Annotated in this window: 14 protein-coding genes; all 14 read right to left on the bottom strand. The window is 34.8% G+C overall.

All coding sequences use genetic code 11. From position 1 onward, the window contains the following. Positions 1–48 precede the first annotated feature (48 nt). Positions 49–735, bottom strand: coding sequence for an SCO family protein (locus ABEG11_RS02435; protein ID WP_348822611.1), 687 nt, complete (start codon positions 733–735; stop codon positions 49–51). Continuing rightward, positions 722–1,375, bottom strand: coding sequence for a hypothetical protein (locus ABEG11_RS02430; protein WP_348822610.1), 654 nt, complete (start codon positions 1,373–1,375; stop codon positions 722–724). The genes ABEG11_RS02435 and ABEG11_RS02430 overlap by 14 nt, the downstream gene beginning before the upstream one ends. An 82-nt stretch (positions 1,376–1,457) precedes the next feature. Then, positions 1,458–1,808 (bottom strand): cytochrome C oxidase subunit IV family protein, encoded by a 351-nt coding sequence (locus ABEG11_RS02425; protein ID WP_348822609.1) that lies wholly within the window; start codon positions 1,806–1,808, stop codon positions 1,458–1,460. 16 nt (positions 1,809–1,824) lie between these two features. Then, entirely contained in the window at positions 1,825–2,799 is a 975-nt protein-coding gene (locus tag ABEG11_RS02420) for a cytochrome c oxidase subunit 3 (RefSeq protein ID WP_348822608.1), read from the bottom strand. 42 nt (positions 2,800–2,841) lie between these two features. Further along, positions 2,842–3,429 carry a cytochrome c oxidase subunit 3 gene (locus ABEG11_RS02415; protein WP_348822607.1) on the bottom strand — a complete coding sequence of 196 codons (588 nt, stop codon included), beginning with the start codon at positions 3,427–3,429 and terminating at the stop codon, positions 2,842–2,844. 2 nt (positions 3,430–3,431) lie between these two features. Next, the gene (gene cyoE / locus ABEG11_RS02410; RefSeq protein ID WP_348822606.1) at positions 3,432–4,334 is read right to left on the bottom strand and encodes a heme o synthase; all 903 of its coding nucleotides are present in this window, start codon (positions 4,332–4,334) and stop codon (positions 3,432–3,434) included. 205 nt (positions 4,335–4,539) lie between these two features. Further along, on the bottom strand, positions 4,540–6,654 hold the full coding sequence (locus ABEG11_RS02405; RefSeq protein WP_348822605.1) for a gliding motility protein RemB: 2,115 nt from the start codon (positions 6,652–6,654) through the stop codon (positions 4,540–4,542). A gap of 18 nt (positions 6,655–6,672) precedes the next feature. Further along, positions 6,673–7,416, bottom strand: coding sequence for a deoxyribose-phosphate aldolase (gene deoC / locus ABEG11_RS02400; protein WP_348822604.1), 744 nt, complete (start codon positions 7,414–7,416; stop codon positions 6,673–6,675). 98 nt (positions 7,417–7,514) lie between these two features. Then, complete coding sequence (locus ABEG11_RS02395) at positions 7,515–7,841, bottom strand: VanZ family protein (protein ID WP_348822856.1); 327 nt, start codon at positions 7,839–7,841, stop codon at positions 7,515–7,517. Positions 7,842–7,899: 58 nt separating this feature from the next. After that, complete coding sequence (gene gcvH / locus ABEG11_RS02390; RefSeq protein WP_348822603.1) at positions 7,900–8,280, bottom strand: glycine cleavage system protein GcvH; 381 nt, start codon at positions 8,278–8,280, stop codon at positions 7,900–7,902. Positions 8,281–8,362: 82 nt separating this feature from the next. Further along, entirely contained in the window at positions 8,363–15,634 is a 7,272-nt protein-coding gene (sov, locus tag ABEG11_RS02385; RefSeq protein ID WP_348822602.1) for a T9SS outer membrane translocon Sov/SprA, read from the bottom strand. Positions 15,635–15,659: 25 nt separating this feature from the next. Further along, positions 15,660–16,241 (bottom strand): Holliday junction branch migration protein RuvA, encoded by a 582-nt coding sequence (gene ruvA / locus ABEG11_RS02380; RefSeq protein WP_348822601.1) that lies wholly within the window; start codon positions 16,239–16,241, stop codon positions 15,660–15,662. Between the two features lie 147 nt (positions 16,242–16,388). Continuing rightward, positions 16,389–18,674, bottom strand: a complete 2,286-nt coding sequence (locus ABEG11_RS02375) for an NADP-dependent malic enzyme (RefSeq protein WP_348822600.1) — start codon at positions 18,672–18,674, stop codon at positions 16,389–16,391. Between the two features lie 149 nt (positions 18,675–18,823). Next, entirely contained in the window at positions 18,824–19,249 is a 426-nt protein-coding gene (locus tag ABEG11_RS02370; protein WP_348822599.1) for a CBS domain-containing protein, read from the bottom strand. Between the last annotated feature and the right edge of the window lie 168 nt (positions 19,250–19,417).

Raw genomic sequence — 19,417 nt, 5'->3', positions numbered from 1 at the left:
TGTTTCTTTAATCTAAATTATCTTTATTCTATTCTTTCTATTCTAATTTTATTCTTTCAGCAAAGCTTGAATATCCTGCTGAATTTCTCTGATTCCCTTTTTTTCAAGTCCGTCATAATACAAAATAGGGTTTCCAAAATCATCTTTTCTGCATCTGATATTACCATTTTTATCAATCAAAGCAAAAAGTCCAGAATGTTCAAAACCACCTTGCACTTTACTGTTTTCACCTGCATAAATATTAAAACCTTTATTGGACAAATTATATATATAATCTTTGTCACCTGTTAAGAAATTCCAATTGGCAGATTTTACGCCTAGTAATTCCGCATGCTCTTTTAAAACTGCTGGTGTGTCATGTACAGGATCTATCGTAATAGAAACAATACCAAAATTGGGATTTCCAAAAAATGTATTTTGCAAGGTAACCATATTCGCATTCATTTTAGGACAAATAGACGGGCAAGTTGCAAAGAAAAACTCCAGAACATAAACTTTTCCCTTATAAAAATCATTGGAAATTTTTACATTGTCTTGGTTTATCAGTTCAAATTCTGGAACTGGCCCAACTTTGACCAGCTTTTCATTTACCGCTTCAGAAGCGTTTACTTTATCCAAACGATCTCCCTGAACGATACTGTTTTTTTGCACTCTATCAACAATTTTTGGAATAGCATATATTCCAAAAACCAGTATAATAAAAGATATTCCTATGTATGATTTATTTTTTACCATCTAGTTGTTTTGTAGCGTTATGATTCTTTTTTAATGCGGCACGGTATTCATAAAGAATGATCTTAAAATCATCCAGCATTTCATTGCTCAGCTCCGATGGATGAAAAGTGCTATACCCTTCTTTATAATCTTTCTTATCTTTTCTGCCTCTTAAGTTTCTCTCCTTATCAACTATATAAACATTTGCAGTTCCCAAATGGGCATCCAGGTTCCCTTTTAACTGTAATTGGCTATAAAACGATTTAATTTCCTCAGGGCTGACAAAAACAAAATGCCAATTGCTTACATCTGTAAAAGTCCCCAGAGCACTCAGAACACCTTTAACATCCTGTTCGGTTCCCAAAGGAGCTAGAACAACAAATTGCAGATCTTTAAAATCATGATAACGCTGATAAATTTTCTCATTCAGATTGAAATAATTTCCTCTGTTTTTAAGAATTTCAGTACCCGAAAAGCCAAGAATCGTGATTTTATTATTCAAGCTGACTTTTTCACCATTTAAAGATTTCCATTCGCCGAAATCAGGAATTTTTGGCGTGATGACGGGTAATTTTGTAAAGCTGTTTACTCCAGAAGCAAAAAATAAATAAGCAACGATAGGCAATACAAACAGCACAAAAAGAACTATATTTTTTTTCATTGGATATTATAGAATTTATTGTATTAAAATAAAAAAAGGCATCCGCAATGACGGACACCTTTTATATTGAATTAATATCTTGCTAGAAATTCCATTTAATGGTAGAATTTCTAAAAACCTCAAATACATAATCTCCCTCAGTCAAAAGAATAAAAAGCAAATAGCAAACCAAGAATATTAAAGGCCAAACAACTGCATTCCTCAATGAGCTTTTTTCCCCTTCCATATGCATGAATGCCCATACAATATAATAAGCCTTAACTAATGTCAATATTATAAATAGCCAGTTTAACAAATTCATTGTTAAAAAATTATGCATATATAGAGCATCTGGCCTGATGATACCAAAAGCAACCTCAACTGTTGTGATTAAAGAAAGGATACCAAAAACAGTCCAAATTCTTTTTGTGTTAGAAACATGTTCGTGTGACATAATAATAAATCTAAAATTAAACTAAATAGAAGAATGTGAATACAAATACCCAAACCAAATCAACAAAGTGCCAGTAGAGTCCAACTTTTTCAACCATTTCATAACTGCCTCTTTTTTCGTAAGTTCCTAAAAGAACATTAAAAAAGATAATAATATTAATTACTATACCAGAAAATACGTGGAATCCGTGAAAACCTGTAATAAAGAAAAAGAAATCAGCAAAAAGCTTGCTTCCATATTCATTATGAGTCAGATTAGCACCTTCAATAACCAATTTAGCCTGATCCAGACGAGCAAGAGATTCTTCTCTTGAAAGTACAGTTTTTTCCTTGTCTTTATTTATTTTTTCAATTCTCACTAAAATTTCAGGGTGTGCCTTAAAACCAGCTTGTACTTCTGCAACAGTATAGGCAGGAATAGCTGCTTCAGACATAAACCATTTAGCTTTATCTCTTGACAATTGCTCTCTTTCAACTGGCAGTTTAGCTGCAAAATCCGCTAAAGCAACACGGTGTCCTTCTTTATCCACAAACTGCAGCAAACTGCCTCCAGCTGTTTCAACCGCACCATATTCACCTTTTATAAAATTTTTCCATTCCCAAGCTTGAGAACCAACGAAAACAAGACCTCCAATGATTGTTAAAAACATATAAAGGGCTACTTTATCCTTTTTCATCTGGTGACCAGCATCTACTGCCAAAACCATTGTTACAGAAGAGAAAATCAAAATAAAAGTCATTAATGCTACATAATACATAGGTGCAGAAACACCATGTAAAAATGGAAAGTGTGTAAACACCTCATCGGCCAAAGGCCACGTTTCAATAAATTTAAATCTAGAAAACCCGTAAGCTGCTAAAAATCCAGAGAATGTCAAGGCATCTGATACGATAAAAAACCACATCATCATTTTACCATAACTTGCTCCCATTGGCTCATTTCCGCCTCCCCAAGTTTTTTCATTATTTGCAGTAGTAACTGTCGCTCCCATAAAAATTATTCGTTAAAAAGTTCCCAAATTTACGTTTTTTTCTTATTTAAAGAAATATAAAAATAAAAATAAATAAACCCACAAGAAATCAAGAAAGTGCCAGTACATTGCACCTAGTTCTATTCCAAGAGTTTGAGTTGAATTATATTTTTGTTTAAAATGATTATAAATAATAACTAGCAATGATATCATACCACCTGCCAAGTGCAGCAAATGCACAATTACAACAATATACAAAAACGTCGTAGTGATTGAACTGGCGCTTCCAGTAAAGTAATATCCATTTTCAACTATTTGACCAAAACCAACAAACTGCAATACCACAAACGCAATACCTAAAGCCAAGGTAGCCAAAAGCATTGAGGAAGTCTTACGCTGGTCATCCTTTTGAATTGCTTTTTTTGCCAAGTGGAAAGTAATACTGCATCCTATAATAGCAATAGTACTATAATAAAAACCAGATGGCAATTGAAAATCCTTAAGCCAGTCTGCTCTGGATTGACTTACCACATACGCACTCGTGAGACCTGCAAACATCATTGTCATGCTCACCATAGCGAACAATAAAATCAATTTGTACGATCTTGCCGTTCTTGATTTATAATCTTCGGCTGTCATTGTAACTCCCATAATTATCTTAAAAATTTATCTACTATATATACTAATTGCAATAACGTAATGTATGAAACACTTACTAACATCAATGTTCTGGCTGCTTTTGCTGTTTTTATCTGATACAAACGAACTGCATAAAACAAAACCCAAAGTCCAAGCAATAATACCAATACTGCAGCAATCGGCGACAGAAATAATCGTCCCGTGTAACCCAATGATGGCAGCAACGACGCAATTATCAGCCAAACACTATACAAGATAATCTGCAATGATGTTCCTTTGTCTTTCTTTCCAGTAGGCAGCATAAAAAAACCTGCTTTTTCATAATCCTCATATAAAAACCATCCAATTGCCCAAAAATGCGGAAACTGCCAGAAAAACTGAATCAAAAACAAAGTACCTGCTTCGATCCCGAATTCATTAGTAGCCGCTACCCAGCCTAACATAAAAGGAATTGCCCCGGGAAAAGCTCCAACAAAAACAGAAAGTGGCGTTACCGTTTTTAACGGTGTATAAATACTGGTGTATAAAAAAATTGAAATAGCACCAAACATAGCCGATTTTGGATTTATTGTATAAAGCAGAGCAACACCAAAAATGGTAAGTAAACTTGCTACTGCCAATGCCAATCGAGGAGACATTCTTCCAGATGCTACAGGACGGTTTTTGGTACGATCCATCAAAGCATCCAAATCTTTTTCGATAACCTGATTGTAAGCATTAGAAGCTCCAACCATACAATACCCTCCTATTGCAAGCTTTAACAAAACAAGCAAGCTAAAAGAATTTGTATTATCAAAACCTAAAACATAACCCGCTATTGATGAAAAAACAACACTTATAGCTAAACCAGCTTTAGTAATTGCCTTAAAATCAATATAAATAGATTTGAACGAAGTGGGATTTGATGTTGTATTCAATGCAGATTAAATTGGTGTATTTTTTGAAAACTGCTGCAAATATACAAATTAGATTCAAAAATGATCTATGAATTAACCTTTTGAAACAACAGTTGCTTTTTTAATCGGTTTTTACAGCACAATTGTTTCAAAATTGATTTTTGTTTTAGCTTAAAAAGTGTAAAGTTTAGCTTATAGCACTTTAAATCCTCTTTCGTCCATAAGACTAGTAATCAAAATACCAGTTAAACACATCCGACCTGAACCCGACAGAAAACCAAGTCGTCTGCTCCTTAAAAACAGCCGCAGTATTTGTGGCAGGATCAAAATTTCTAAATAAAAAATTTCCAAAAAACTTAAAATTAGTAGCCGGATTTACTAAATATCCCACTTGAACATCAGCAATAAAAATACCCGTTTTATTTCCTTGCCCCACTTTTACGCCTTTTTCATAAGGCTTATTATCATCATAGTCCTTATATATGTTTTGTCCATAATTAAATTTATCTTCAGCTGTATCAAAATCAAAACCGCGCGTACCAATGGTAAACTTAGTATTGGCATAAAAACGATCTTTGTTATAGTATCCTAATAAAATCAGCTCCTGAAAATTACCACCCCATTGATGCCCCAGACTTTGATTATTATGTGCATAATTGGTAATTGGCTCGCTATGTGAATACACATAAGGACGTACATGATTGAATTCCAATTGCAAGGTTAAATTATCAACATTAAAAGCCTTAAAATATTTTGCCCCAAACTGATAGCCTAATTTATTTTTCCAGCTTCCATCGCCCGCAGCAATATCTCCAGTAGAAAATTCATCAATTAGAAACTGTGCATAAAGATTCACTTGATTGTTCCACTTGTATTTTGAGGTTAAACCTAAAAGAGCATTACCACTTTTGGAAGAAGAAGAAAACTCAACTGCTCTATAAAAAACAATTGGATTAACAAAATTAGCATCAAAACCTCTGCCATTACTATTAGTCCAGACAACCGATTCAAAAAAACCTAAATTCAATCTATTGGATACATTCCAGCTCAAATAATGGTTTACGGCATACTTTGACGCATACGTTTTATCCACAGTAACTTCTGGGCGAACATCCTTTAGCCATACATAATCTACACTATATTTTATTTTCCAAAAATTAGCATCAATCTTAAAAAAAGGATAAGGACTGCTTCCATCACTTAAAAACAATGAACGGTATCCGTCCCCGATAAAATTTTTTCCATAACCTAATTGCAGGTCTAAAAATTTTGCGGCATTATATGAAATATTAGCATCTGCCAAAGGAAAATCATAAGCATCTGTTTTATATTGTTTGGCAATACCTATTCCAGGAATAATTGCAGGATTACCACCAGATGGTTTTATCGAATTAGCATAAGCATTATAGTAATCAGCAAAACGTCCTTGGCTTTCGTAGAAAGTAGTTGTGAAATTCAATCTCGAACCAAGTCCCCCCTTAAAATTAAGAGCTCTTGTGTTTACATACGTATAATCTGTTTTGCTTGGATTAGAAATTCCGCCCTGTACATTAAACAAAAAATTAAGAGCAAACCAATAGCCTTCACCTTGAATTTCGGCTAAATTTTCGTTCCATGTTTTTCGCCCCCACCAGCTTGTTTTATTTTTCATTAAGCCAGCATTAACTTTCTGGAAATTATAATATTTTTCAACCTCGGCATACGTATATGGTTTTGAAGCCGTATGATTGTTACTCCCAACTTGATTCATTGCCATATCAAATTGCGCATAATAGCTATGAGAAAAAGGAATGTTTAAATGACTTGTAAATTGTGGATTATCAAACTTCTTGTACACAATACTGTCTAATTCTGTCAATCCTTCATTAAAATTGATGTTTTCATTTTTAGCTTTTGCAGCAGCAGCAATTTCTTCTGGAGATAATAATGGAATTGCTATGTTTAAATTAAACTTGGAATATGTTGCATTTCCATTGTAAGTAGGAGGATCTATTGTTGGAAAGTTTCCAAAAACCCTTTTGGTTTCAGCAATAAGCTCTTCATTATTTGAATTTACAAATAAAATTTTAAACTTTCCAGTAGCATCGACTTCAAAAAGCACCTTAATAACATCTTTATATTGGTTCTGTTTTAATTTTTCTGGCACTTGAAAATTTCGGTACACCAATTGCTGCACTTCGTTAAAAAAACAATTCTCCAAATCCTGTCTTTCTAAGTTTTGACAGCTTAAAAAGACAGGAAATCGATCGTATGAAGATTCCAATGCTTTATTATCTGGAGTTTGGGCATCTGCAAAAAATACACACAATAGCAAAAGGAAAGTAAGGGCTTTTTTAATCATTTTTAAAATTTAAATCTATCAATATTGTGAAGAAGCTTCTTCCCCATTTGCAATAGCTTTGGCTCCTGAGGTTCCAATGCGTTTTACACCAAGTTCAATCATTTTTAAGGCTTCCTCATACGTTCTTACACCGCCGGCAGCCTTTACAGGAAGCGGTCCCGAATTTTCGAGCATTATTGCAATGGAAGGAACCGTAGCTCCATTTGGCAGATTATTTTCAGTTTTATAAAAACCTGTGGACGATTTTACAAAAACAGAACTATAATCTTCAGGCTTAAAATTAGCAGTCACTACATTTTTAATCAATGCCGTGAGTTCGCCCACTTGCAAGTCATTGAGCGCAGCCACCTCAATAATCCACTTCACAGCTTTGCCGTTTTCAATTCCAAGCTGAGTCCCTTTCAAAACTTCATCTTTCACTAATTCAGTTTTTCCTGCTTTGAAAGCTTCATAATTACAAACAAAATCTAGCTCATCTGCACCATTTTGAATACATTCAAGAGCTTCATCAAGCTTTTTATTTACATCCGATGTTCCTTCTGGGAAATCAATTACGGTGCCTGCTAAAACTTTAGAATCAGCATCCTTAATCATTTTTTTAGCCAAAGCTACTCTGTCTGGGCGTATCATTATCAGCTTAAATTTTTCATTTATGGCCTCTTGGATAAAATCCTTAGCAACAGCTTCATTTTCATATTCACTCAGGTCAGCTTGACTATTTGTTTTTAAATAGGTAGAATCGAGATAATCTTTAATATTCATTTTCACGATTTAAAAAGTTAGAAAGCAAAATTACATTATTCGGAGGAAACGACATCAACATGATTCAATAGAAACAAAAAAACCCACCGAGGTGGGAATTATTTTTTTAGTATTGAACTTAAAATTTTGAATTTATTGCAAATTATAACAGTAAAAACAGACAATGCTGCTCCGGCCAAATTAGCTACGCCATCCAAAACGTCTGCTTGCCTTGATACTGTCAGTAAGCCTTGCAATAATTCAATTCCAATCCCGAAAACAAACGACAACAGGAACGAAATCAATAAAGGCTTATATACAGATTCTAATTTTAATTGTTTATAAAAAAATAAAAACCAGACAAATGTAAAGACGAAATGAAAAAATGCATGAATCAATTTATCTAAATCTGGAATATTTATTACGGGAAGATCACTTGATTGCACTAAGCAAAAATAAGTTACTATTCCCGTCCAAGACAAAGCAACTAAAAAGAGAAAATATTTAGGCACCAATAAGTTCTTTATAAGCTTCACTGGAAAGCAGTTCTTCTACTTCAGAAGGATTAGATATTTTTACTTTAATCATCCATCCGTCGCCATAAGGATCAGCATTTACACTTTCTGGAGTACTTTCTAAAGCATCATTGAATTCAATAATTTCGCCAGATAATGGAAGAAACAGATCGGAAACGGTTTTTACAGCTTCAACAGTACCAAAAACTTCATCTTTGCTTAAAGTCTGATCTAATGTTTCTACTTCAACATAAACAATATCTCCTAATTCTTTTTGTGCAAAATGCGTAATTCCTACAGTTGCAATATCGCCTTCAAGACTAACCCATTCGTGATCTTTTGTATACTTTAAATTTGCTGGTATGCTCATAAAATTATAATTGATAATTAATAATTATTTTTTGCACAAATGTAACAATCTTATATGCAATTATGATTCAGATTTTAAAAAATTAATTTCCAAAATTATATCTAAAAGTGAAACCTGATCTAATATTAGTTAAAGGAAATGAAGTCGAAATAACTGGTTTGGAAAAAGAGTGATTATAATAAAAAATAATGGTCAAGTTCTTGCTCAGAGAATAATCTGCTGTGGTATTCAGTGTCCAGATGTTTTGTCCACCGCCTAATTGATTATTGTCATAATCCAAATAACGCACAATTGTCTGGTTATCTCTGTAAGTCAAATCGGCCTTTATATTAATATCACTTTTAATTACTCCTGTGGGATTATCTGCTAGTCTCGAAGAAAATGTTACGTCTTTTATTCTATATCCCAAACCAACCACATATTCAACACCATGCACCTCAGTCAGCAGATTATTATCAAAGCTCATAGACAGAGCCCTGTCCTTATTTATCTGAGTCGATAATTTAAACGAATTTTTCAGTTCGAAATCAACGCGTACCAGCGGATTAAACTGCTCTACCAAAGTAACATTAGACATAATGGTTGGGCTATAAAAATTACCGCTGTCATCTTGTCCCTCAGGGTTTTTAGCATAATTAAAATTCGATCTAAATGAATTAACAGTATACGAGGCTCTATAATTCTGGGTTAAAGAAAATCGTTTAAAGGCTTTTTTAAAAAATTCATATCGCATTAATCCATTATATTTAATTGCCCAATTGGGAATTGGAAATTTTTTAAATATGTCCAATGAAACATCATTAGCGCTTGTTCCCGAATATGCAGCTAAAAATGATGGCAATAAGACGGCTTGACTGTTTTTCCCAAATCCAACTGGATAGCCATTATTTGCAATGGTGCTTTTTCTGAATGAATTGTTTGGATTTGCCGGACTTTCAATAGGCGCAGCATTATCTTCCGGAGGCAGTGAACTAATATCATATCGCGGTACCGGCTCTCCAGCATAATGCTCATTCGCCAATCGATCTGCAACAGAAAGCCTGTTATTTCTGAACTGATCAAAAGCCGAAGATCTTACTTCATTACTGGTTGAAAATGAAGTTCCAATCAATACAGTTGAAATAGAGAATATTCCATAAGTATAAGGCGATCCAGATTTGTATTCCCCACTAGAAGAGACATCATACTGCTCCGAAAAGTTTTCAGAGTATGAACGATCCGCTAATAAATCAATTTTAAGGTCTGGAATTATTTCCAGATTTGCTGATCCTTTAAAGTCTTGTTTTTTTACTGTTGCATAGTTTTGATTAAACTCTGGATAAGTGGTTAACCAGCCGTTTTTAGCTGCCTCAAAGCGAACATCGCTCTGGCTTCCAAAAACGAAGCCTAAAGTTGGTTTGGACGATCCAAAAAAACCGACACCAGGTGTATACCCCGGCAAAACTGTTCCTTGATTTTCGGTAAATGTCAACTGAATGCTTTTGATGCTTGTAAGCACCCCTTTTAACCCATCAACAAACTGATTTTGATTAATCTTTTTTAAAGGGTCTTTCTTTACAATTTTCTCACCTGGTTTTGGAGGAGCCACAGGTTTAGGCTTTGCAGCAGCAGAACCTTTCCCAATCCCTATATACTTATACAGTGTCTCCATATTGAAGGTTGTATTAAAACTGGTTGCCTTGGCATTTTGTATTGTATTCCCCAAGTTATATGATGCGCCATCAATATCAATATCACTTAACGCTGTAGAAGTCTGCTGCCAGCTGTAATCACCAGTGTAAGAATAATTCGCTTTAATAAAACCTAAAACCGGAATTTTATTCAATGGGATTTCATAATTTAAAACAAACTGCTGCATGTGGAAATTGGCAGTTCCAGTATCTAAATAACGATCCCAGATAGTAAAATTATCTATTGGCTCATCAAATTCGTCCAAATAATTTTTAACTAAATTCCTCGATGCCGCCGTGTAGTTAATTTTTAACGATTTGGTCAGATTAAAATTAAAGCCATATTGGTAATTAAAGCCGAAATTTCTTCTGTACAATGGTTCGAAACCAATACCAATATCTTCAACTTGCCTAAACTGCTGTTCGTTGCTTTGTCTGACAATATTGGTATTAAAAGTAATATTAGAAGGCAAATAGTTAAAATTGAGATCGCTTAGAAATTTCCAATACGTGCTTTTTTTCATAAATTTCGTTTTTTGAAAAGGCTCGATGGGTTTTGGCTGGAAAGCAAAAGCATATTCGACAGTTGTTCTGGATTGCTGATCCATATTTTTTTCAATCTCAAAATCATGACGCTGCACTTCATTATAATATTGCGAAAAAGTAAAATTCTCTACATCATAGGGCATTGGCTTTTGCTCTGCAGCCCTGTCTTTTCGCACTCCAATCAAGTTAATGCTTTTACGTTTTGTATAATCTATCGCCCGATTTAGTTTTGCTTTTCTTTCAGCTTCTGTTTCTGCATCGTCCAGAACTTGTTTCAGCTTTATATCTTCAAAAAAAGGATCATATTCTGGTTTGATAATTTCTTCCCCAATTGAATAATTAAACGGTAAATTAACCCCCCATTTTTTAGGCAAAAACCTTCCAAGATTAATATTAGTCACTATATTATACTGCTGAATATCTTCTCTGCTTCTTTCATTTGGACCTTGCTCTATAGTTCCAAAACCAAAGTTTTTTATATTCCCGGTCATTGAAACTGTAGCTAAGTCTGCAAAATTTGTATCGATATTTAACAAAGCGGCAATCCCTCCTTTGTTGTCCATATCGGCCAGACGAAGCTCATTGAACCATACTTCACCTTTAATATCCTGATGGGGCTCATTGCTTTTAACTCCAAGCATAATATTACGGATCAAGCCAAGATTTGGATTTCCTTTTATTCCTAAACGCAACTTGCTGTCACCGTCCCCTCCTTCAACCGCTGGATCATCATCTGCATAATAAATTCCATCTGCCGGCAGAGTAGACTTATCAATTTTTAAATATTTCAATTTTAGATTTGTCAATTTATCTAAGGCTAAATCTATTTCATTTTCTGACGGCCAGACTAAATCGGCATTCATCGGCGGGCAATTCTTGTCACTTGAAGAGGATGAAGCCAGAGTTACTTTCAGCGGAATTTCAATTTGATAAAAATCTGTTGAATAATCGGCACCAATACGTAAGAAAGCAGCCATCTGATTGTCCTTTAATTCTATTTCCTCTGGTAAAGACTCGGCATGCAGAAACATTTTAAGATTTTTATACTGGCGCATATCAATATTAAAATTTTTGAAAGCTCCTCTCCCGTCCAATGGCTCAAGTCCTCCTCCAGAAATTTTCATAGACAGCGACTGCTCATCTTGATTAATAACCGTATTATTATTATACAGCTGTTCTCTTTGAACACTTGGCGGACTGATATAATTTATTGGACATCTGTTAGAATTCTCTTCAAGATTTACCGAAGCTGTTTCAAAAACAGTCGCATCATCATCTACATTCATATCATTAGTGTCTAATGAATTTGCATAACGTCTCCACTCCCCACGCATTAAATCCAATGATCCAAAACGCAGCGTAACTTGATCTGTAAAATCCGTCACAAACATTCTCATAAATCGGATAGACCTAAAATCTGAAATTTTTCCTATAGTATTTTGTGGTTGGGAAATTGGTATTTTGAACTGAATCCATCTGGCTTCAGTATTAGTTCCATTTGCTAAAGTGACTACTGTATTTCGTACATCCGAAACATAATTTTGCCCTACACTCATGTCTGGCTTGATGTCTATACTATATTCATAATAGGCATTTATGGTATTCATTGTATTATCCCTATTAACATCTTCCACATCTGGAATTGTTGACGAACCTCTATTTGGAGAATTGATATTTACAGTAGAGTTATTTTCGATCCCATTATAATTTTTGTAGCGGTCAAGCACTCCTCCTGTTGTATTGAGGTAATAAATATAATCATCGCCTGCTGGATCAGGATCAGATGCATAATTGTTATACACCCTTGCCTCTTCTTTTGACGAAAGCCCATCAAATCCTATATCCTGATTAGCACGGTTGCCTTCGTTATTATCAAAAGCATAAATCAGTGATTGTGATGCTGGAGCATTACCCCAAGGCGGTGTTGGATTTACCATAATCTGATTGGGACCAAATCCGTTTTCATATACCTTACGGTCATCTTTCAGGACATCTTCGGATATTTCGCCAAGATTAAAATAAATTTTACCCGAATTGGTATTAGATGTTTTTCCCTGACCTACATAAGGATCCATGACCCAAAATTGAATGTATTCAACATTGCTCTGTTCAAAATTGGTAGCGCTTAACGACCTTATAATTCCCCCAAAATTCAGCCCAGGATCATTAGAAACATCTAAGCTGTTATTATAAGGCCCTCTTTCTTTTGGGTAATAACTCAAATCCAATGTATTTACAACAAGTGATTGGCCTTGGGCAATATCTGTAAGCGGATACAGTTCCTCACTATAAACTCTCCTCGTTGCATTGGTAGACAAATCATCATTTGTAATTCCGGATGGCTTGGAGGTATAAAAAACAGGATCTACAGAATACCAAGACAATTTTGCTCTTCTAAAACCATAAGTTAAATCATTTGACTCTCCAAAAAAATCATAAGCGGGCGGTTTTTGCGCACCTTCCTTTGTTGGTGTAGAAGACAAACTCCATGCATATGGGGAACGCAGATCTATTGAAGACTGAGAGCTTTCAAAATCATCAACATATATTGTAGACTCACCTTGAAACTTATCACCATCTGAGGCATTAGGCATTAAATAAGCGACCTCTCCACTAACGGATATCGACGAAGGAGCGTCGGTATCTATATTAGGCAGCTTATTGACCAAACGGGTAAAAAAAGGAACTTGCGACGAATAATTGCCATGAAAACCAAAAATACTGTTATTGACAGATTCTTGACCATAGCTGGATTTCTGTGTAAATGGTTTTTCTTTCATATTCAAGAAAGTGGCACCTACCATAAAATTTTCTGAAATTAAATGATCTACGTTCACACCAAAAAACCTTCTGGTCTGCTGGCCAAATATTGAATTATTCTCGAGTGAAATTTCAATAGGCGTACTGGATGCCTGCAAAGAAGGATCAAGAATTTGAACTTTTCCTAATTGATAATTGACAGCATAATCCACCCCTTCGACCAAGACCCTTCCTGCAGCAGTGACTTTTACAGATCCTAAGGGAACATTGAAAGCACCAATTGGGATTCCGTCTCCTCCAACAGATTTATATTTTCCACGCAAAAGAAATTTATTCAGCTCTGGAAATTGAATTGCCTTAGCCTGCGTAACGCTGTACATATAAGGATTCACATATTTCTTTTGATTCTCATTATAAGTTGTTACATCATTATAGTTTTCTGCAGGGTCATTAGTTCTCAATTTAGAAAACAGTAATTCTCCAAAAGGTTCTTTAGTTGTAAAAATCAATCTTCCGTTTTGAGTATCAACGGTCATTCCTGGAATAAAATCAAAAAAACCGTCACCGCCTGCTTGGGGATCATTATTATAATTGAGTTTATCTACATCTAAGACTTTTAATAACGTAGTATTATCAACCTTAACTGCAGGATCGGGATTTGGCGGAAATTCAGGACCTGTAACTGGCGTAATATAATTTAAAGCAGATGGATTTTTATATAATATATTAAGCCTGAAATCTTCTTGCTGTAACTGATAAGCTCCCTGAATCTGATAAATATTTTTCATCATCAGGTTCCATACTGGATCTGCAACATTCAGCAGACTGCTTTTTAGCATTTTCAATATTAATGTTTGCGAAACAACAGTTTGGTTAGAGGGCTGGTTTCCTCCAACCACAGTAGCATCTATACCGTCATTTCCAAACTCTCCCACTTGATATACTTCATCACCAATGGAATATTCATAGGCCACAGCCAGAATTTCATCATTTCCTAACCTTTGCTGCAAGGAAATATATCCTAGTTGTGGATGAAAAGTGTATTCGTTAGGCAATAACTTTCGAGCGTTTTCTAACTTTGAATAATCCTGTCCCTCACTGGCGTTAGTGCCCCCAGGAAGCAGAAATCCATCTTTGGCGGTTACAATTTCCCTAATGCTGCTATTCAGATAACCATTGCCAGTCTTAATCCTGGCTGGATCGTAATTATTGTTTCCATTGTCAGTAGGAGAATTCGCGGGTTTAAGAAACATTCCAGCCGGTGGCCCTCCGGAAGCACCGTCTTCCAGTACTACAACCTTTCCATCTGGCAAACCTTTTAATTGAGCTTCTCCCAAATCCTGAAGCGCAATAATATTTCTTAAATTATTACTGGTAGTATTTACCCTATTCTGTTTATTGGTTACCCATACTTCTATCCTGGTAATCTGAACCCTGGATTTAATAAAAGGATAATCTTTTAAAGAAGCATCGTATTTATCTCTAAAATATTGCGACAGGAAAAAGTGCCTGTCATTATCGTAGTCTAAACCATACATTTCAAATTCCTGAATTGTTCCGCCTCCTTGTGCTGTTACACTCTTAGCTTGCGATTTTTGTTCAGAGAAAACTCCCGTAACGGTAGTTTTACCAAACTGCAATTCAGTTTTTACTCCAAATAAACTTTGAGCTCCTTGAATCAAAGTACTATTCAGAGGCATGCTTACATTTCCAACTTCAATTTTGCGGACAATATCATCATCAGCTGGCGTATATTCTAATTTTAATAAATTTTGAAAGGCAAAAGTCGACTGGGTATCAAAATTAGCATTCACATTAAGTCTTGTACCCACTTTTCCTAATAAGCTCATACTTATCCGCTGATTAAAATCAAATGAGGTATTGGTACGGTTTCTAGGCGAAAATGCAGGATTGTCTTGTTTGGTATAAAGCAACCCAAGATCTACTTCAACAGAACCAGTAGGTTTTACATCGATTGTATTGCTCCCAAAAATGGATTCGAAGAGACCTGAACGTATGTAATATCGAGGCAATAAATCTTTTTTGGCATCATCACTGCCTTTCTTATTTCCATCGATAGCGTCTAGTTTTTTTCCAAAATATTCGTTCATTGATTCCTTTAATCTCAATTTTTCATACTCAGCAGGCGTTAAAACTACTGGATAATTGATATTAAAATCATCAACGGAACTGGTGTAGACATACGTATCAGTAACTGGGTCATAGGTATATCCAGACAATATGCTCTGAGGGTTTGCCAATTGAAGCTCGCCAACATCGTATCCTTTTTTTATAGTATCCTGAACAGCATCCTGCACCTGAGCCTGAGACACAAATCCACAAAAAAATACCAGCAAAAAAAAGTAAATTTTATGCATATAAATTAGTCGTCTAAATGACCTCTTATAAATTTTTTAAAGCTTTTTTAATTATAGTTTCCACAGTAGCCTCTGGATCCTCTTTAATAATTTTTTCAATAATTTTTTCCGAAGTTTTTCTAACAAAACCAAGAACTTCTAGAGCAGATAACGCCTCATCCTTATTAGTATTGCTTTGTAACATTGAAACTTCGTCCAAATCATACAATTTTAACACTTTTTCTTTTAAATCGAGAATGGCTCTCTGTGCCGTTTTAGCTCCAATGCCTTTTATCTTTTGAATTGCTGCAACATCTCCAGAAGCAATTGCATTGATAATCTGCTTGGGTTCCAAGGACGAAAGCATTGTACGTGCTATTCCTGCACCAATTCCAGAAACTGATATCAGCATTTTAAAAATTTCTCTTTCAGACTTCTCAACAAAACCAAACAAAGTGTGCGCATCTTCCTTTATTTGCAGATAAGTAAACAGCTTAATAAAATCACTATTAGGCAACAGTGAAAAAGTATGCAGAGATATATTTACATGATAACCAACTCCTCCACATTCAATCACTACTTCTGTAGGGTTCTTCTCTACTAATTTTCCTTGTAAATGTGCTATCATAAAATAATTTATCTATTCAAATATAATAAAAATTTGAGATTAAAAGATAAATGCATTGCTGATATTAGATTACTCCTTTTTTAGGATAACCCTGCAAATGACATTTTGTTCTTAAAATCTCAAACTTAAATCTTTCGTATTTTGTATCTATTTTCCTTGTGCTCTTGCGCTTTTTTCCTGAGCGTCAATTACTGCGATTGCTGCCATATTTACCATTTCCTCTACGCTGGCTCCCAATTGAAAAACATGGACTGGATGTTTCATTCCCATCATAACTGGCCCGATTGAACCAACTTTATTTAGTTCTTTCAATAATTTATAAGTAATGTTTGCTGACTCAAGATTTGGAAAAACCAGAGTATTCACTTTTTTTCCAGCTAATTTTGAAAAAGGGAATTTAGCAGAAAGCATATCTGGATTCAAGGCAAAATCGGCTTGAACTTCTCCGTCTACAATAATGTCCGGATGATACTCATGCAAATAGGCAACTGCTTCTTTTACTTTTGAAGCGCTTACATTTCCTGAAGAACCAAAATTAGAATAGGAAACCATTGCTATAACAGGTTCAACACCAAACATTTTAGCTGTATTAGCAGTCATAACGGCAATTTTTGCCAATTCTTCTGCTGTAGGATTTACATTTATTGCTGTATCTGATAAAAACATTGGCCCTCTGCTGGTCATCATAATATTCATTGTAGCGACCAATGAAACATTAGGTGCTTTTCCAATAATTTGCAATAGTGGCTTAACAACAGTAGGGTAACTTCTGGAATGACCAGAAACCATTGCATCAGCTTCTCCTGTATTTACCATCATGGCGGCAAAATAATTACGTTCTCTCATGAACTTTTCCGCATCATAAAGTGAGGTTCCGTTTCTTTTTCTGGACTCCCACAATACAGTAGCATATCTAGTTCTTCTTTCTTGCTCCTCGTTTAGTTTTGGGTCAATAATCTGCACATCTGCATGAAAACCCAGTTCCTCTTTTAATTCTAATATAATTTCTTTATTTCCTAATAAGATCGGAAATCCAATACCTTCTTCATATACAATTTGAGCTGCTTTTAAAACGTCTAATTGTTCTGCTTCGGCAAAAACTATTCGTTTAGGATTAGTTTTGGCTCTATTGGTAATCAGACGGATCATTTTATTATCGTTCCCCAATCGATCCAATAATTCTTCCTTATACTTTTCCCAATCAGTAATTGGATTCAATGCAACCCCTGATTCCATAGCTGCTTTTGCAACTGCAGGAGCAACCTCAGATATTAATCTTGGATCAAAAGGCTTTGGGATAATATACTGCCTTCCGAAAACCAGTTTTGTAGCTCCATACGCTATATTCACTTGCTCCGGTACATTTTCTTTAGCGAGTGCTGCAAGAGATTTTACTGCAGCCATTTTCATAGCTTCATTAATCTTTGTAGCACGAACATCTAAAGCTCCTCTAAAAATATATGGAAATCCAAGCACATTATTTACTTGATTAGGATGGTCTGATCGTCCTGTCGCCATAATTACATCCTTGCGGGTAGAAATGGCAAGATTATAGGCTATTTCAGGATCTGGATTTGCCATGGCAAAAACAATTGGATTATCCGCCATTGACAGCAGCATTTCTGCAGTCATCACATTTGCAGTGGATAATCCCAAGAAAATATCAGCCCCTTTTAAGGATTCTTCAAGGCTGATAGATGGTCCATCAATAGCATATTTTAATTGCAATTCAGACAGATTAGGATTATCCTTAGTTAAAAGACCTTTGCTGTTAAACATTAAAATATTCTCCATTTTTACACCCAATAAAACATACAGATCCGCACATGCAATAGCGGCAGATCCTGCTCCGGAAACAACCATCTTTACATCTTCAGCTTTTTTACCTGCTAATTCTAATGCATTAATCAAGGCCGCCGAAGATATAATTGCTGTACCATGCTGATCATCATGCATTACAGGAATATTGAGTTCTTCTACAAGTCTGCGCTCAATTTCAAATGATTCTGGTGCTTTAATATCTTCTAAATTAATACCTCCAAATGTTGGTGCTATATTTTTTACAGTCTGTATAAATTCTTCAACATCTTTAGTTCCAATCTCAATATCAAATACATCTATATCTGAGAATATTTTAAATAAAAGACCTTTTCCCTCCATTACGGGTTTTGAAGCTTCTGGCCCAATATCACCAAGTCCCAAAACGGCTGTTCCGTTTGAGATTACTGCTACAAGGTTTCCTTTCGCTGTGTATTTATAAACATTATTTATGTCTTTAGCAATTTCCAGACACGGTTCTGCAACTCCCGGAGAATAAGCCAAAGACAAATCTCTTTGTGTTGCATATTTTTTGGTTGGAACTACTTGTATTTTCCCAGGAGTAGGTTTAGCGTGATACAATAACGCTTCGGTTCTTTTACTATTATTGTCCATTTTTATTTTTTTTCGAATAACAAAGATAAGGTACTAGCTTTAAAACTGAAGCTTTTATCACAATCTCTTTTAGTGTTTTGACATAATTTATAACAAAAAAAAATAGCTGCAATTTAATGCAGCTATTTAATAAAAATTTCAACACACAATTACTGTGAAATATATGAATCCAAATGCTTAATGGTTTCTTTTTGAACTTCAATTATAGCTTTTACAACATCTCCAATAGAGACAAGTCCAATTATCACTTCATTTTCAATCACTGGCAGATGTCTTATTCTTCTTCCGCTCATCAATCCCATGCAATATTCCAAATTATCAGAAGGTTTAACGGTTACAACATCACTCTCCATAATTTCGCTAACAGGTGTTTTCTTAGAAGACTTGTCTTTTAGAACAATTTTCCTTGCATAATCTCTTTCCGATAAAATTCCTTTTAAAACTCCATCGTCAATCACCAGTATTGCTCCAATGTTTTTCTCTCCCATAACCCGTAATGCTTCGAATACGGTAAAGTCCGAAACAATAGAATACACCTCTGATCCTTTTGTTCTTAGTATTTGATTTACAGTCATAATAGATAAATTTTAGAAAGTTAAATTTAGAAAAAAAAGATATACGAAAAGCAAAAATTAAAATTTAATCTTAAGAGCAAACCTTAAAATTTAAAGAAACTGATGGTTTTTTAAATAAACAGAGCTGTTTTTTAAGCAGTAAAAACTGATAATTTTTAAAACTAAAAT

The organism is Flavobacterium aestuarii, assembly GCF_040049115.1.
GTDB lineage: Bacteria > Bacteroidota > Bacteroidia > Flavobacteriales > Flavobacteriaceae > Flavobacterium > Flavobacterium aestuarii.
This window is presented reverse-complemented; position numbering and strand designations above follow the sequence as displayed.

What these genes read in the sequence shown, in the direction of transcription:
- ruvA (WP_348822601.1), bottom strand. Translation starts at nt 16,241, where the DNA reads ATGATAGCACATTTACAAGGAAAATTAGTAGAGAAGAACCCTACAGAA.
- ABEG11_RS02405 (WP_348822605.1), bottom strand. Translation starts at nt 6,654, where the DNA reads ATGATTAAAAAAGCCCTTACTTTCCTTTTGCTATTGTGTGTATTTTTT.
- ABEG11_RS02425 (WP_348822609.1), bottom strand. Translation starts at nt 1,808, where the DNA reads ATGTCACACGAACATGTTTCTAACACAAAAAGAATTTGGACTGTTTTT.
- ABEG11_RS02370 (WP_348822599.1), bottom strand. Translation starts at nt 19,249, where the DNA reads ATGACTGTAAATCAAATACTAAGAACAAAAGGATCAGAGGTGTATTCT.
- gcvH (WP_348822603.1), bottom strand. Translation starts at nt 8,280, where the DNA reads ATGAGCATACCAGCAAATTTAAAGTATACAAAAGATCACGAATGGGTT.
- deoC (WP_348822604.1), bottom strand. Translation starts at nt 7,416, where the DNA reads ATGAATATTAAAGATTATCTCGATTCTACCTATTTAAAAACAAATAGT.
- ABEG11_RS02435 (WP_348822611.1), bottom strand. Translation starts at nt 735, where the DNA reads ATGGTAAAAAATAAATCATACATAGGAATATCTTTTATTATACTGGTT.
- ABEG11_RS02430 (WP_348822610.1), bottom strand. Translation starts at nt 1,375, where the DNA reads ATGAAAAAAAATATAGTTCTTTTTGTGCTGTTTGTATTGCCTATCGTT.
- ABEG11_RS02375 (WP_348822600.1), bottom strand. Translation starts at nt 18,674, where the DNA reads ATGGACAATAATAGTAAAAGAACCGAAGCGTTATTGTATCACGCTAAA.
- ABEG11_RS02420 (WP_348822608.1), bottom strand. Translation starts at nt 2,799, where the DNA reads ATGGGAGCGACAGTTACTACTGCAAATAATGAAAAAACTTGGGGAGGC.
- ABEG11_RS02415 (WP_348822607.1), bottom strand. Translation starts at nt 3,429, where the DNA reads ATGGGAGTTACAATGACAGCCGAAGATTATAAATCAAGAACGGCAAGA.
- sov (WP_348822602.1), bottom strand. Translation starts at nt 15,634, where the DNA reads ATGCATAAAATTTACTTTTTTTTGCTGGTATTTTTTTGTGGATTTGTG.